The sequence below is a fragment of the Variovorax sp. genome (genome assembly GCF_035634955.1).
Taxonomy (GTDB): domain Bacteria; phylum Pseudomonadota; class Gammaproteobacteria; order Burkholderiales; family Burkholderiaceae_C; genus Variovorax.
Genome location: NZ_DASQBZ010000025.1, coordinates 553,454 through 567,894 on the forward strand (window position 1 = coordinate 553,454; position 14,441 = coordinate 567,894).

Below are 14,441 nucleotides of genomic sequence, written 5' to 3' on the forward strand. Positions count from 1 at the left end.
GGTGCGCTCACCTCGCGATTGAAGGAGACGGACATGATCGTCGCGCCAGGCTTCGTCAAGCAGTACCCGCGTCTCGCGACCTGGATCTGCGACAACCTTCCGAAGGTCAAGGACAAGCAGAAGGTCTTCAGGGCCTTCCAGAAATATTCGAAGCTGGACGAGAAGGTCTCCGGCCGAGCGCTGCGGCACGGCAATCCGCCCGTCATCGAGTATCGGCACCTGCCGGCGGACAACGGCATCTTCATCGGCAACAAGTATCCGGACACCGTCTTTCTGTCGATGTCGATCTGCGACCGATTCGAGGGCTCGGCCAGGGATGCGGCCGACCCCCGCATGCATCTTCTGGTCGAGGCGACCCTCCTGCACGAGATGGTGCATTGGGGCGACTTCCAGGCCGACCGGGAACTGAGCGCCGGGGAACAGGGCAAGGCCTTCGAGAAGGAAGCCTACGGCAAGGACGTGCGGCAGTACTGGGGGCCGCAGTCGCCGTAGCGGCTGGGCATCGCCGCTCGCTCAGCGGCCGAACTTCCTTCTCCTTGCGTCCGACAACGGCGCACTCGTGCTGGACAAATACTTGTATGTAATAAGAATTGGCTACATAGTAGCGCCTGGAACAAATTGTTTCAGCGACTGGCGGTGCCGACCGCTCCAGCACGGAAGAAGGCAACGATGCGCGAGAGAAGCTATTACGCCCCGTTCATCGACGGACTTCGAGCCGTTGCGGTTCTGAGCGTCCTCGTCTATCACCTCGATCCCGAGTGGCTACCCGGAGGGTTCACCGGCGTCGACGTGTTCTTCGTCATCTCCGGCTTCGTCGTGAGTGCTTCGGTACACAAGCTGCCGCCGATGCGCCTCGGCGCCTTCATGCTGATCTTCTATGCACGACGCGTGACGCGGATCGTGCCAGCCTTGCTGGTCTGCCTGGTGGTGACCGCAGTCGCGTCGGCGCTGTTCATTCCCAACGCCTACCTCAGCGACACCAATCAACGCACAGGGGTCCTTGCGTTCTTCGGCCTGTCCAACGTGTTGCTGGCGCGCCGCGGCCGCGACTACTTCTCGCCGCACGCCGAATTCAACCCTTTCACCCATACGTGGTCGCTTGGCGTGGAAGAGCAGTTCTACCTGGTTTTCCCGCTGCTGTTCCTTGCGTGGATCCTGGGCCGCCGGCGCTTTTCCGTGGGGCTCTTCTGCGGCGGAGTCGCCTTGTCCCTGGTCTGCGCGTTGTGGCTGGCCAAGGCCAACCAGATCAGTGCGTTCTATCTGATCTGGAGCCGATTCTGGGAACTCGGCGCAGGTGTGCTGCTGTTCCAGCTGATGTCCATGCGGGGGCACTCGTTCGACACCGACAGTCCGCCCAGCGTACGTGCCAACCGGTGGGCGTTGGCTTCGCTGCTCGTATTGGCAGGCGGCTTGTGGCTGGCCACGCCCGGTGCCGCGCCGATGCCTTCGTCGATCCTGTCCGTGGTCGGCACCCTCGGCGTGCTCGGCTTCGTGCATGGCCGACCCACAGGCATGGTGCGGGGCATGCTCAGTCTTGCCGTGGTTCGTTTCATCGGCCGGATCTCCTATTCGCTCTATCTGTGGCATTGGCCCGTTTTCGTCCTGGCGCGCTGGACCACCGGACTCGAATCGCCGGCGATACGGCTCGTCGCGCTGGCGGCTGCCGCCGCACTCGCAACGCTTTCCTACTATTGGATCGAACTGCCGACGCGCCGCGCCGGACCGCGGCTTGCTCGGCCGGCAGCCGTTGGTGCGGGGCTCGCGTTGCTCGCTGCCGGCATTGGTGTGTCGGTGCTGGTCAACAAGAGCCAGCCGTGGATTTCGTTGAGTACCGTGGCCCACAACAGCGCGGATTGGTACGTGGATTGGAACGATGCCAATCGCGGCGCGGCTGGGTGTCGGGTCGAGATTGCGAGTACCGAATTTTCAGGAGCGCAACTCACGCGGGCCATTCCGACGGGATGCCGCGGCGCAGGTGCCGAGGGGCGGACCCTGTATGTCATCGGCGATTCGCATGCGGGGGTCTACGCGACGATGCTCGGGAAGTTCGCGCGCGAGACGGGCGTCCGAGTCGTGCATTTCACGCGCGGCGGATGCGCCTTCGTGAGCCTCACGCGGGAGGACAATGCGGATTGCATCAGGTACAACGCCGAGGTCGTCCAGAACATCCTGCCCGAGCTGCGCTCCGGCGATGTTCTGTTTCTGCCCTCACTGCGCCTTCCGCGGTTCACCGGACTCGCGGCCGGCGAGGAGATGGTCCGAATGCGCGATGCCGTCTATAACGCCAGGGCCGTCGAGGAACGTGCTGCCGCCGAGCATGACGCCGCCGTGATGCTGCGCCGGATCACCGATGCGGGCGCCCAGGTCGTTGTCGAAGCGCCCAAGCCGCTCTACATGAGCGATCCCTTTCGCTGTTCCGACTGGTTCAATCGCGACGGCCCCTCGTGCCGGCGCGGCGCGTCGCTGCCGCGCGCCTATCTTGAAGATCTGCGCCAGCCGATCATGACGGCTCTGGCCCACATGCACGCGACGAACGAAGCCGTCCAGGTATGGGATCCGCTACCCGCGTTGTGCCAGCAGGATGCCTGCGACGCCAAGGAGAATGGCAGGCCGCTCTATTTCGATGTCGACCATCTCAGCGCCCATGGCAACGACGTCCTGCTCCCTCACTTCGTCGCCTTCATGGCACGGTTGGGGCCGACCACCGGCGCTGCCGGCATTGCGTCGGTCGGGAGCTCAGAGCGCAGGTAGGCGACCGAAGCCCGGCAGCGCGCATCCGCCGCGGCAGGCGCCTCAGTGCGTAAGTGCCGCGCCGCCGGCCAGCCGGCTGATCAGGCGATAGAAGAACTCGCGCACGTCGTATAGCCGGGCGGTCTCGATACGCTCGTCGGGGCCGTGGGCACGGGTGTCGGCGGGGTCCAGGAACATGCCCGTCACGCCATACATGGGAATGCCGGCATTGCGCAGGTAGCGGCTGTCGGTCGCCCCGGTGCTCATGATCGGCACGACCGGCACGCCGGGCCACATCTGCTGCGTGACCGCCTCGACCGACTGCACCAGATCGCCGTTCAGCGGGGACGCCGGGCTGGGCAGAGCCTTGTTGAGTGCGCGCACCGCGATCCTGTCACCGCCCAGCACCTGCCTGAGTTGGCGGTCGACCTCGCCCGGATCATCCTGCGGCAGGATGCGGCAGTTCACCGTCGCCTTGGCCGAGGCCGGCAGTGCATTCGGTGCGCTGCCGGCTTGAACCACCGTGGCCACGCAGGTGGTGCGTAGCAGCGCGTTGTAGTCGGGAATGGCCGCCATGCGCTCGACCACGGCCGCGTCCGGGTGGCCGCTGGCCATCGTGCGCATGTCGTCGGCCAGCTGGCCCGTGGCGAACGCGGCGCTGCGGTCGAAGTAAGCCCTGGTGACGTCGCCCACGTTCAGCGGGAACTGGTAGGCGCCAAGGCGCTGCAGCGCACCGGCCAGCCGGTAGATGGCGTTGTCTGCCTTCGGCACCGAGCTGTGGCCGCCCGCGCCCTGGGCTTCGACTTCATAGGTGACCGTGATCTTCTCGGCCACCTGGAGATTGTTCAGGTTCGGCTTGCCGTCGCGCAGTTCGCCGCCACCGGTGCCGGCCTCGTTGATGCCGAACTCGGCTCTGATGAGTTCGGGCCTGTTGTTGACCAGCCACAGCGCGCCGTTGCTCGGCACGTCACCGCGTTCCTCGTCGGCGGTCAGCGCCAGGATGATGTCGCGGCTGGGCTTGAAGCCCTCGGCCTTCAGGTCGCCCAGCACCGCGACGAAGGCCGAGGCCATCGCCTTGTCGTCGATCGACCCGCGCGCGGTGAAGTAGCCGCCGGATTCATCGAGCTTGAACGGGTCGGTCTTCCAGTCCTCGCGCCGGGCTTCCACCACGTCCAGGTGCGCCAACAGGAGCAGCGGCTTCCTGCTGCCGTCGCCCTTGAACCGCAGCACCAGATTGCCCTTGTTCGGGAACGGCTCGATCACCTGCACGTCGCCTGCCGCAAAGCCGGCGTCGAGCAGCCGCTTTTCCATCGCGCGCGCGGCCGTCGTCGTACCGCCGGCGGAATGGGTGGTGTTGATCTCCACCAGTTCCTTGTAGATCGCGTGGAAGCGCTGTTGCTGCGGCGTGAGCGCCTGGGCCCAGGCGCCGCCGCCGAGCGCGAGCGAAAGCGCAACGAGCAGGCGGCTGCGGTGACGGGAAGACGGGAAGGGCATGGCGGCTTTGTTCTTCGTTGTTCGATGCCCCGAGCATCAGTGCTGGGGGCCGGCGCGTCAACGCCGGCGCCGGGCGACCTGTCGCCGCTATGACGCCGACGGTGCGCCCAGGCCGCCTACGGAGACGCCGGTCCGCTCCAGGCTCGACTGGGCGGTTTCGCCGCCCGCGCTCGCGCGCCACGCGGCACACACTCCGCCGCGATGTCGCGGCTTGGCAACGTCAGCCATAGACCATTCGCCACATTGCGCGGCGCGCGGCGCGCATGCACATTGCGCCTGCCTTGTTGCCCAACATGGACGGACGCGAGATGGAACCCGATGCCATGCGCGAGATGGTCGGTGCCCGCCGCACGGCGCTGTGGGGCACCGACGACGGGCGCCGCCCCTGGGGCCTGGCGCTGTCCGGCGGCGGCATCCGCAGCGCCACGTTCTGCCTGGGGCTGATGAAGTCGCTGGCGCAGCGGCGCCAGCTGCTGCGCTTCGACCTTCTGTCCACCGTCTCCGGCGGCGGCTATGCCGGCGCCACTTTGGGGCGGCTGTGCACGCGCGCCACCGACGCGGACGGGGTGCGCGCGGTGGAGGGCGCGTTCGCCGAGCTGGACCGGCTGCGCTTCGGCTGGTGGCTGCGCAGCAACGGCCGCTACCTGATTCCCGGCGGCATGCGCGACACGCTGTTCGCTGTGGCGCTGTTTTTGCGCAACCTGCTGGGCACGCACATCGAGCTGGCGATTGCCGCCACGCTGGTGGGTATGGTGCTGGCCGCCATCAACCTGGGTGCGTGGGAGCTGATGGCCGGGCTGGTCGATCTGGACAACGCGGAACTGGTGCCGATCGCGCCGGTGCGCTGGGTGACGCAATTGCCGACGCTGTGGTCGCTGCTGCTCGTGCCCTGGCTCGCCTCGATCGTGCTAGCCGACGCCTACTGGGCGGTGCGCGACCGCGGCACCGCCGCCAGCATGCTGCGCCAGGTGTTGCTCTGGGTGGTGCTCGGCGCGGGCGCCTGGTGGGTCGGCCCGATCCTGGAAGACCGGTTCGGTGGGCCGCTGTGGCTGGCGCCGGCCTTCATCGTGTTCGCGGCCTGCTGGGTGCTGGCGCTGCTGTGGGTGCTGCTGCAGCGCCGCCGCGGCCGCACGCCGAACATGCTGCGCAACGAATTGACCGACGCCCTGGCCAGCGTCATGTACGTGTCGCTGGTGATCGGCCTGCTCGGGCTGCTGGACGGCGCCGCCTGGTGGCTCGCGGCCCACACGCGCGAGCTGCGCGCATCCTACGGCGGCGCGCTGCTGGTGGTGGCTGGCGCACTGCGCGCCGTGCTGCCGCTGTTCTTCTCCGGCAAGCGCGAAGCGCCCGGCATTGGCAAGAGCCTGCTCCTGCTGCTGGCCAGTGTTTTCGGCCTGCTGGTGGCGTTCTGCCTGGCGGCCTGGTGGATCGGCGTGCTCTATGCGGCGGTGCTGCTGCCGGTGTTCACGCCGCAGGGGCTCGATTTCTCGCGCGGGTGGATCTGGCTGGGCACCATCGGCGTGATCATCTGCAGCTACGCGCTGGTCACGGGGCGCAATTTCGGCTTTCTCAATGCCTCGTCACTGCACAACTTCTACAAGGAGCGCGTGGTGCGCGGCTACCTGGGCGCGGCCAACCGCAGGCGCCTGGGCGCCGATCCGCTCGATGCGTTGTCGGGCCTGTCGCCGCCGCGGGTGCCGGTGGGCGAGGTGGACGAGGGCGACGACATCGCCATCTCGCAGTACGCGCCGCATCGCTTCGGCGGGCCGGTGCACCTGGTCAACGTCTGCATCAACCAGACCCATGACCCGCGCCAGCAGCTGTTCAATCGCGATCGCAAGAGCCTGCCGCTGACGATCGGGCCGCAGGGCTGGATGCAGGCGGCGGGCTCGGACTGGACGCAGGCGCGAGCCAAGGGCGCGCTCAGCCTGGGCGCGTGGGCGGCCATCTCGGGCGCGGCCTTTGCGCCCGGGCTGGGGCGGCTGACGCGGCGCGGGCTCGCGGCGCTGTCGGTGTTCGCCGGCCTGCGCCTGGGCTACTGGTGGGACAGCACCGAGGCCGGCCTGGTGCAGCCGGGCGCCGCGCGCCGGGTGAGCACGCTGCTGATGAAGTCGCGCTTCATCCTGCTCGAATGCTTCGGCGCGTTCCCGGGCAGCGGCTCGCCTTACTGGTACCTGAGCGACGGCGGGCATTTCGAGAACACCGGCGCCTACGCGCTGCTGCGCGAAGAGGCCGGGCTGATCGTGCTGGCCGACTGCGGGGCCGATCCGGACTACCGGTTCCTCGACGTCGAGAACCTGGTGCGGCGCGCGCGCATCGACCTGAACGCGGACATCGATTTCCTCAAGCCCTGCGCCGGCGCGCAGTGGGACCGGCTGGCGCTGTTCGGCTCGCTCAACGACCTGGCGTCGACCAGCAGCCAGGCCTGCCTGGCGCTGGCGCGCATCACCTATGCGAGCGGCCAGCGCGGGCACCTGTTGCTGGTCAAGCCGAACGTGTCGTCGGACCTGGCGGTGGACCTTGTGAACTTCAAGGCGGCCAACCCCCTGTTCCCGCAGCAGCCGACCACCGACCAGTTCTTCGACGAGGCGCAGTGGGAGTGCTACTTCCGCCTGGGGGCGGCGATCGGCGAGCGGATCGACGCCGAGCTGCTCGATCGGGTGGCGCAGGACACCAACGGCCTGTTCGAGCCGGACGATGGCCAGCCCAGCGGGGCGCCGGTGCCCGCGCCAGCGGTCGAGGGGCCGGGCAACGTGTCCGGCGCGGTCGCCTCGATGAGCCGGCTGCAGGCGAGGGTGCTGCGCACCGGCGCGGTGACGGCGTCGCTGGGCATCGGCACCGCGGCGACCATCGGCGTCGCGCTGTGGCAGGGCATCGACGCGGTGCGCGCCGACGAGCAGAAGCAAAGCGCGGATGAGGACGCCGCCCTCAAGGACCTCACCGAGCGCTGGGCGCGCCTGCGCGCGGGCAGCAGCTCCAACGAGGCGACCTCGCTCCTGGCGGCGGACCTGCTGCGCACCGGCGACCTGTTGTGCCGGCAGGGCAAGCAGAACTTCATGGCCAGCTTCAGGCTGTCGGTGCGGATCGTGGACGATGCCAAGTCGGCCTGCGCCTCGCAGCCGGAACGCAGCCGCACGCCGGCCTGCCAGCGCCTGCTCGACCGGGGCAACGGCATCGACTGCCTGCAGCCGGCCAGCGAGCCGCCGTGCAAGCCGCGCTACTGGGCGCGCGACTACACCGGCCGCACGCCGCCGCAGGAGAACTGCAGCGGCTTCGGCAGCAGCTCGACCTCGTTCGTGACGGCGCTGGTGGCGCGCGCCCACGTGCCGTTCCGGATCCGTTTCCGGGAGCCGGCGCCGCCTGCTGTGCCGGCAGCGCTGCCGGCGCCGGCCGGGCCGCTGCTGCCGCCACCCTTGCCGGAGGAACCCGCTGGCGACGAGGCGGCGGCCGTCGCCGACGCCGAGGCGGCCGAGGCCGGCCGCGAAGCGCCCGGCGCGGCCGCACCGCCCGTGCCGGCGGCACCCGTGGCCGCAGCCCCACCGTCGCCGTCCGCGGCTTCGCCTCCGCCGAACGTGTGCGCGAACGCGCTGGTCTACATCCAGGTGTATGGGCAGGAGGCGCGCGAGCAGGCGCGCGCGCTGCGGCGCCCTTGGCGCGAACTGGGCGCCACGGTGCCGCGCACCGAGGACGTGCTGGAGAGTTCGCGTGCGGCCGGGCGGGCGCCGCCGAGCGGCCAGCGCCAGCCGACCATCCTCTATCACGACGTCGCACAGGCGGCCTGCGCCCGGGCGATGGCGCAGGTGGCCAGGCCGCCCTCCGGCCGCTGGGTGGTGCGCCCGCTGCCGGGGCCGCAACTGGCGACTTATGGCGCGATCGAGGTCTGGCTGCCGCGTGGCGCGCCCGGCGCCAGCACGCGGCCCGTTCCCGCTGGCGACGGCGGCTGAGCGCACTGGAGACAGGCATGGAATGCCCGCGCTGCCAACGCTCCAATCGCGCGGGCAGCCGCTTCTGCGCCGCCTGTGGCAACGCGCTGCCGGGGCGTTGCCCGGCCTGCCAGGGCGCCACACTGGGCAGCGACCGCTTCTGCGGACATTGCGGTCGGCAGCTCGCCGATGCCGACACGCCGTCGGCCGACGGCCCGGCGACAGGCCCCGAGCGCCGCCAGCTCACCACCCTGTTCTGCGACCTGGTCGGGTCGACCGCGCTGTCGCAGCAACTCGATCCGGAGGACGTGCGCGAAATCATCCTGGCCTACCAGCACACCACGCGGCGACTGATCGAGCGCTACGACGGCTACGTCGCCCGCTACGTCGGCGACGGCGTGCTGGCGTACTTCGGGTATCCGTCCGCGCACGAGGACGACGCCGCGCGTGCGGTCCACGCGGCCCTGGAGATCGTCGCGGCGCACCGTGAAAGGGCAGCCGCGCCGACGGTCGCGCCGCCGGGGGTGCGCATCGGCATCGCGACCGGGCTGGTGATCGTCGGCGACCGGATCGGGGAGGGCGCTTCGAAGGAGGCCGCCGCGGTCGGCGAATCGGTCAACCTGGCCGCCCGGCTGCAGGCGTTGGCGGCACCTGGCGGGGTGGTCATCAGCCAGCGCACGCGCCAGCTGGTGGAAGGGCGGTTCGAGTTTGCGGACCACGGCATCCATGCGCTCAAGGGGTTCGAGCATCCCGTGCGTGCCTGGCGCGCCCTGCGGGCCACGGTGAGCGAAAGCCGCTTCGACGCCGTGCGCGGGCGCGGCATGACACCCTTCGTCGGGCGGGTCGACGAGATCGACCTGGGCGAGGCGCTGTGGCGGCGCGCCTGCGGTGGCGAGGGCCAGGTGCTGCTGCTTACGGGGGAGGCGGGCATCGGCAAGTCGCGGGTGGCCGAGTTGCTGGCGGACCGCGCGCACCAGCAGGGCGCGCGCATCACGCGCCTGCAATGCTCGGCCTTCCATTCCAACACGCCCCTGTACCCGTTCATCCAGCGCATCGAGCGCGATGCGCAGTTCGAGCCCGGGGACGGCGATGCGCGCAAGTTCGACAAGCTCGCCCGGCTGCTGGGCGGCGCCGGGCCGCCGGGCGGCCGGGCAGAGAGCGCGCGGCTCGCGCGCCGCGTCGCCCTGCTGGCCGGCATGCTGCTGCTGCCGGACGACGCGCGCTACCCGCGGCTGCGCCTGACGGCGCGGCAGGTCAAGACGCACACGCTCGACGCCCTGGCCGAGTGGCTGCTCGGCCCGGCCCGGCAGGCGCCGTGCCTCGTGCTGGTCGAGGACGCGCACTGGATCGACCCGACGTCGATGGAGCTGCTCGACCTCCTGGCGCGGCGCGCATCCGGTGCGCGCTGCGTGCTGGTCGTTACATCGCGCGTGCCACTGGCCGAGCCCTGGGTAGGCCTCGGTCACGTCGCCGGCATCAGCCTGGAGCGACTGGGCGCCGACGAAGCGGCGGCCATGGCGCGCAGCCTCCTGTCCGGCAGTGCGCCGACCGCCGCTCTGATCGCGCAGATCGTCCGTCTGACCGACGGCGTGCCGCTGTTCATCGAGGAGTTCACCAAGGCGATCGAACCGGACCGGGCGGCGCGCTCGGCGCTGGGCGAGGATCACCCGGCGCACGCTTCGCCACAGCCGGCGAGCACCCCGGCGGGCGTGCCACTGACCCTGCAGGATTCGCTCATGGCGCGGCTCGATCGCCTGGGTGGCGCCAAGCAGGTGGCCCAGGTCGCGGCCGTGCTCGGTCGCGAGTTCACCCGCGACGGGCTGGCGCAGCTGTGCGGCCTGGAGCCGCAGCCGCTGGACGCGGCGCTGGAGATCCTGACCGCGTCGCAGGTGGTGTTCGGCCGCGGCGAGGCGCCGCATGCGGCGTTCTCCTTCAAGCACGCGCTGGTCCAGGAGGCCGCGTACGCCAGCCTTCTGCGCAGCCGCCGCCAGGCGTTGCACCTGCGGGCCGGGTCGTTGCTGGCGCACGCCGCCGCGGACGGCCCTGGCGCCCAGCCCGAGCTGATCGCGCACCACCTTGCGCTCGGCGGCCAGCCGCTGGCGGCCGCCCGGTTCTGCGCGCTCGCGGCCAAGCGCAGTCTGGACGGCTGGGCCAACCTGGAGGCACTGGGCCACACGGGCGCGGGACTGGCCCAACTGGCCGCCGTGGAAGAAGGCGCCGAGCGCGACCAGGTCGAACTGGCGCTGGCGATGATCGAAGGCACGGCTCATCGGGCGGTGCACGGGTTCGCGTCGATCCGGGTGGAGCGCAGTTTCGCGCGGGCCCTGCAGCTGTGCGAGCGGCTGGGCGATACGCAGCGCGTGGTGGATGTCCGCCGCGGGCTGTTCTCGTTCTACTACGCTCGCGGCGAACTCGACTCGGCGCACGGGCAGGGCGTGGAGGTGATGCGACTGGTCGAATCGCGCCCCGACGATGTCGACACACGTGTGCTGGGCGACTGGATGCTGGGCGTCATGTCGTTCTGGCGCGGCGACTTCCCGGCCGCATGCGAGGGACTCGAACGCGCGGTGTCGCTCTACCAGCCGCATGCCGGCGACGCCACCGCGCTGGCGCTGCAGATCGATCCGGGCGTCAATGCCTGGAGCCATCTGACGTGGGTGCTGTGGATCCTGGGGCGGCCCGATTCGGCGCTGGCGTGCGGCGCGCGGGCGGTGGCGACCGCCCGGACCCTGAACCAGCCGCTGGCGCTGGCGATGGCGCAGTTCTTCTCGTGCGCCACCATCGCCTGCTGCGGGCGGTACGAGGCGCTCGACGCGCCGCTCGACGAACTCGTGGCCGTCACCACCGAGCACGGCCTGGTCTACCTCGGCAGCTGCGCCAGGGTGCTGCGCGGGCAGCGGCTGATCGCGTCCGGCCTGTACGCGCAGGGGCTGGCGCAGACGCAACAGGCATTGCGCGAGTTCGAGGCGCAGGGGGCGCACCTGGGGCTGCCCTGGCTGCTGTCGATCATGGCGCTCGGGCATGCCGGCCTGAGCAGGGGGCCGCAGGCGCTCGAGGTGATCGACCGCGCCATCGAGGCGATCGAGCGCAAGGGCGAACGCCAATGGGCACCGGAGGTCTGGCGCACGAAAGCGCAAGTGTTGCTCATGGACGGCATGGACCGTGCGCAGGACGCCAAGGCCGCGCTGGAGACGTCGCTGTCGCTTGCGCGCGAGCAGCGGGCGCATGGCCTGGCATTGCGGTCGGCGACCAGCCTGGCGTCGCTGCTGCTGCGCCTGGGCGATGCCGGCGGCGCGCGGGCCGTGCTGCTGCCGGCGCGTGGCCAAGTCACCGAGGGTGCGGACACCGAGGACCTTCGGGCCGCCGATGCGCTCATCGAGCGCCACCTGATGTCGACCAGTCCAGCGCAAGGAGCCGACCATGCCTGACGACCCGATCGCTAGCGAGCTGCTCATCCGCGGGGTGCGGTTCCCCAACCGCGTCCTGCGGTCGAGCATTGGCGGGCGCAACTGCAACATCGACGGCAGCGTGACGGACGTGTGGAAGAACTTCGAGAAGCGGTTCGCCGAGGGAGGCGTCGGCGGCATCGTCTCCACCACCTTCCACGTGGACCAGTCCCGGCTGTCGCCGCTGCAGTACCCGTCGATCGCGCTGCCCGCACACGTGAATGCGCTCAGGCGCTACCTGCCGCAGATCAGGCGCGACGGCGCCACACCGTACATCATCCAGATCGGCGACCCCGGCTACACCACCTACTCGAGCCTGCTGCCCGAGGACACCGACGGGCTCAGTTCATCCGACGGCATCGACCTTGCCTTCGGGTACGCGAACCGCCGGCGCGCGATGTCGCAGGCGCAGATCGAGACGGCGATCGCCAACTACGCCGCTGCCGCGGCGCGCGCACGCGAGGCCGGCGCCGACGGCGTGGAGATCACCGCGGCCAAGGGCTACCTGATTCACCAGTTCCTCAACCCGGGCATCAACACGCGCACCGACGAATGGGGCGGCACCGCCGACAAGCGCTTCCGATTCCTCGAATGCATCATGCAGGCCGTGCGCCAAGCGGTCGGTCCGGACTACCTGGTCGGCGTGCGGCTCTCGGCGGTCGACCACAACCAGGACCCGCTGGCGCTGTGGCTGCTCAGGCTGCCGTGGCACTTCGCGCCGGTCGAGCGCCGGCTCGGCAACGACCTGGCGCAGATGGGCAGCTATGCGCAGCGGCTCGAAGCACTCGGCGCGGACTTCCTGCATGTCACCGCGGGCTTCGGCTTTCCCAACCCGCACGACGTGCCCGGCCGCTTTCCGTTCGAGGAGGTGCGCATGTTCTTCGATTCCGTGCGGCACCTCAGCGGCAAGGCTTCCGCCCGCGCGGCCCTGGCGCACCTGGCGCCTACCGGGCTGCTGGACTGGCTGACCAACATCGGCTGGGAAGCCGGCCGCGCGGTGAACCTGCCGTACGCCAGCGCCATCAGGCAGCGCGTGGGCATTCCGGTGATCTGCAACGGGGGCATCCAGGACCGCGCCACGATCGAGAACGCGCTGCAGTCCTGCGACATGGTCTCGATGGCCCGCGCCCTGATTGCCGACCCCGGGCTGGTCGGCGACATGCTGGCGCTCAAGCCGCCACGGCTGGCGCCATGCACGCAGTGCAACAAGTGCGTCGGCCGCACCGCCACCAGCCCGCTGGGCTGCTATGACCGCACGCGATTTGCCTCGGACAGCGCGATGGTCGCGGCCATCGCGGCGTTCAATGCAGGCGACGTTCCGGACAGTAAGTAAAAACCCCGACACCTCCTGAAACCGGTTTCAGATAGAGTGCGGGCTCCCGGGCCGAACGACGGCCCGACGCGAACGGAGACACACGTCCCGGCCTACCAACGGCGCCCCGGCGCGCCTCGGATCAACAACGCCAATGAACTACCAGTTCCAGTTCGACGCGGTGTTCGCCGCGTGGCCACTGCTGCTCAAGGGCACCTGGATCACCATCCAGCTCTCGCTGGCCGCCACTGCGATGGGCCTCATCGTGGCCATTGTCTGCGCCTGGGGCAAGACCTCTGGGCCGTCGTGGTTGCGCTTCCTGATCAACGCGTACATCGAGGTCATCCGGAACACGCCGTTCCTGGTGCAGCTGTTCTTCTTCTTCTTCGCGCTGCCGGCCATCGGCCTGCGCTGGTCGCCCTACACCGCGGCCCTGACGGCGATGGTGATCAACCTCGGGGCCTATGCCACCGAGATCATCCGTGCCGGCATCGAGTCGATTCCCAAGGGGCAGATCGAGGCCGGCCGGGCCCTCAACCTCAAGGGCTGGGAGATCTTCGTCTACGTCATCATGAAGCCGGCGCTCAAGGCGATCTATCCGGCCCTGACCAGCCAGTTCATCCTGCTGATGCTCAGCTCGGCCGTGGTGTCGGTGATCTCGGCCGACGACCTCACGTCGGTGGCCGCCACCTTGCAGTCGCAGACCTTCCGCAGCTTCGAGATCTACATCGTCGTCACCGGCATCTACCTGGCGCTGGCGCTGGCCTTCTCGCTGCTGTTCAAGACCATCTACCGGCACGCGCTGGACTACCCGGATCGCCGCTAGGCGCGCAAGGAGAAAAGCACCATGCGGACCTTCGGATTTGCCGAGTTCATGTTCATCGTCGAGGCGGCGCGCTGGACGCTGGCGCTGTCGGCCATCGCCTTCGTCGGCGGGTCGCTGCTGGGCCTGCTGGTGGCGCTGGCGCGCACCTCCGAGAGCGCGGCGGCGCAGTGGGTGGCGGCCGTCTACATCCAGATCTTCCAGGGCACGCCGCTGCTGCTGCAGCTGTTCCTGATCTTCTTCGGTGCGCCGGTGATCGGGCTGGACATCAACCCGTGGGTGGCGGCCGGGGTGGCGCTGGTGCTCAACACCGGCGCCTTCCTGGGCGAGATCTGGCGCGGTTGCATCCAGGCCATCCCGCACGGCCAGACCGAGGCGGCGCACGCGCTCAACCTGGGCTACGTCTCGCGCCTGCGCGACGTGGTGCTGCCGCAGGCCTTCCGGATCGCGCTGCCGCCCACGGTCGGGTACATGGTGCAGATCATCAAGGGCACCTCGCTGGCCGCGATCATCGGGTTCACCGAGGTCACGCGCGCAGGCCAGATCATCAACAATGCGACCTTTCAGCCGCTGCAGGTGTTCACCACGGTGGCGGCCATCTACTTCGTCATCTGCTGGCCGCTCTCGCTGCTGGCCGCGCGCATGGAAAAGAAGCGTGCCCGCGCGCTCGCGCGCTGACGCGCCAGGTTCGGTTCTTCACTTATCCCATTTCA

At 69.7% G+C, this 14,441-nt stretch carries 8 protein-coding genes; 7 read left to right on the top strand and 1 reads right to left on the bottom strand.

Annotated features, from left to right (window positions below):
* Window positions 1-33 precede the first annotated feature (33 nt).
* Both VES41_RS16895 and VES41_RS16900 read left to right on the top strand, forming a co-directional pair.
* On the top strand, window positions 34-492 hold the full coding sequence (locus VES41_RS16895; RefSeq protein WP_324819354.1) for a hypothetical protein: 459 nt from the start codon (window positions 34-36) through the stop codon (window positions 490-492).
* Window positions 493-669: 177 nt separating this feature from the next.
* A complete protein-coding gene (locus tag VES41_RS16900; RefSeq protein ID WP_324819356.1) occupies window positions 670-2,751 on the top strand; it encodes an acyltransferase family protein in 2,082 nt (693 codons plus the stop codon).
* Window positions 2,752-2,793: 42 nt separating this feature from the next.
* Here VES41_RS16900 and VES41_RS16905 read toward each other — a convergent pair whose 3' ends face one another.
* On the bottom strand, window positions 2,794-4,224 hold the full coding sequence (locus VES41_RS16905) for a M20/M25/M40 family metallo-hydrolase (protein WP_324819359.1): 1,431 nt from the start codon (window positions 4,222-4,224) through the stop codon (window positions 2,794-2,796).
* Window positions 4,225-4,517: 293 nt separating this feature from the next.
* Here VES41_RS16905 and VES41_RS16910 point away from each other — a divergent pair, with 293 nt between their 5' ends.
* From VES41_RS16910 to VES41_RS16930, 5 genes are all read left to right on the top strand, one after another.
* Complete coding sequence (locus VES41_RS16910; RefSeq protein ID WP_324819361.1) at window positions 4,518-8,168, top strand: hypothetical protein; 3,651 nt, start codon at window positions 4,518-4,520, stop codon at window positions 8,166-8,168.
* Window positions 8,169-8,185: 17 nt separating this feature from the next.
* Complete coding sequence (locus VES41_RS16915) at window positions 8,186-11,575, top strand: AAA family ATPase (protein WP_324819363.1); 3,390 nt, start codon at window positions 8,186-8,188, stop codon at window positions 11,573-11,575.
* Entirely contained in the window at window positions 11,568-12,926 is a 1,359-nt protein-coding gene (locus VES41_RS16920; RefSeq protein WP_324819365.1) for a tRNA-dihydrouridine synthase, read from the top strand. The genes VES41_RS16915 and VES41_RS16920 overlap by 8 nt, the downstream gene beginning before the upstream one ends.
* Before the next feature lie 133 nt (window positions 12,927-13,059).
* Window positions 13,060-13,731 (top strand): amino acid ABC transporter permease, encoded by a 672-nt coding sequence (locus tag VES41_RS16925; protein ID WP_324819367.1) that lies wholly within the window; start codon window positions 13,060-13,062, stop codon window positions 13,729-13,731.
* Window positions 13,732-13,752: 21 nt separating this feature from the next.
* The gene (locus tag VES41_RS16930) at window positions 13,753-14,406 is read left to right on the top strand and encodes an amino acid ABC transporter permease (RefSeq protein ID WP_324819369.1); all 654 of its coding nucleotides are present in this window, start codon (window positions 13,753-13,755) and stop codon (window positions 14,404-14,406) included.
* The last annotated feature ends 35 nt before the right edge of the window (window positions 14,407-14,441 follow it).

Coding starts and splice junctions, on each gene's coding strand:
- VES41_RS16900 (WP_324819356.1), top strand. CDS start 670: ATGCGCGAGAGAAGCTATTACGCCCCGTTCATCGACGGACTTCGAGCC.
- VES41_RS16925 (WP_324819367.1), top strand. CDS start 13,060: ATGAACTACCAGTTCCAGTTCGACGCGGTGTTCGCCGCGTGGCCACTG.
- VES41_RS16915 (WP_324819363.1), top strand. CDS start 8,186: ATGGAATGCCCGCGCTGCCAACGCTCCAATCGCGCGGGCAGCCGCTTC.
- VES41_RS16895 (WP_324819354.1), top strand. CDS start 34: ATGATCGTCGCGCCAGGCTTCGTCAAGCAGTACCCGCGTCTCGCGACC.
- VES41_RS16930 (WP_324819369.1), top strand. CDS start 13,753: ATGCGGACCTTCGGATTTGCCGAGTTCATGTTCATCGTCGAGGCGGCG.
- VES41_RS16920 (WP_324819365.1), top strand. CDS start 11,568: ATGCCTGACGACCCGATCGCTAGCGAGCTGCTCATCCGCGGGGTGCGG.
- VES41_RS16905 (WP_324819359.1), bottom strand. CDS start 4,224: ATGCCCTTCCCGTCTTCCCGTCACCGCAGCCGCCTGCTCGTTGCGCTT.
- VES41_RS16910 (WP_324819361.1), top strand. CDS start 4,518: ATGGACGGACGCGAGATGGAACCCGATGCCATGCGCGAGATGGTCGGT.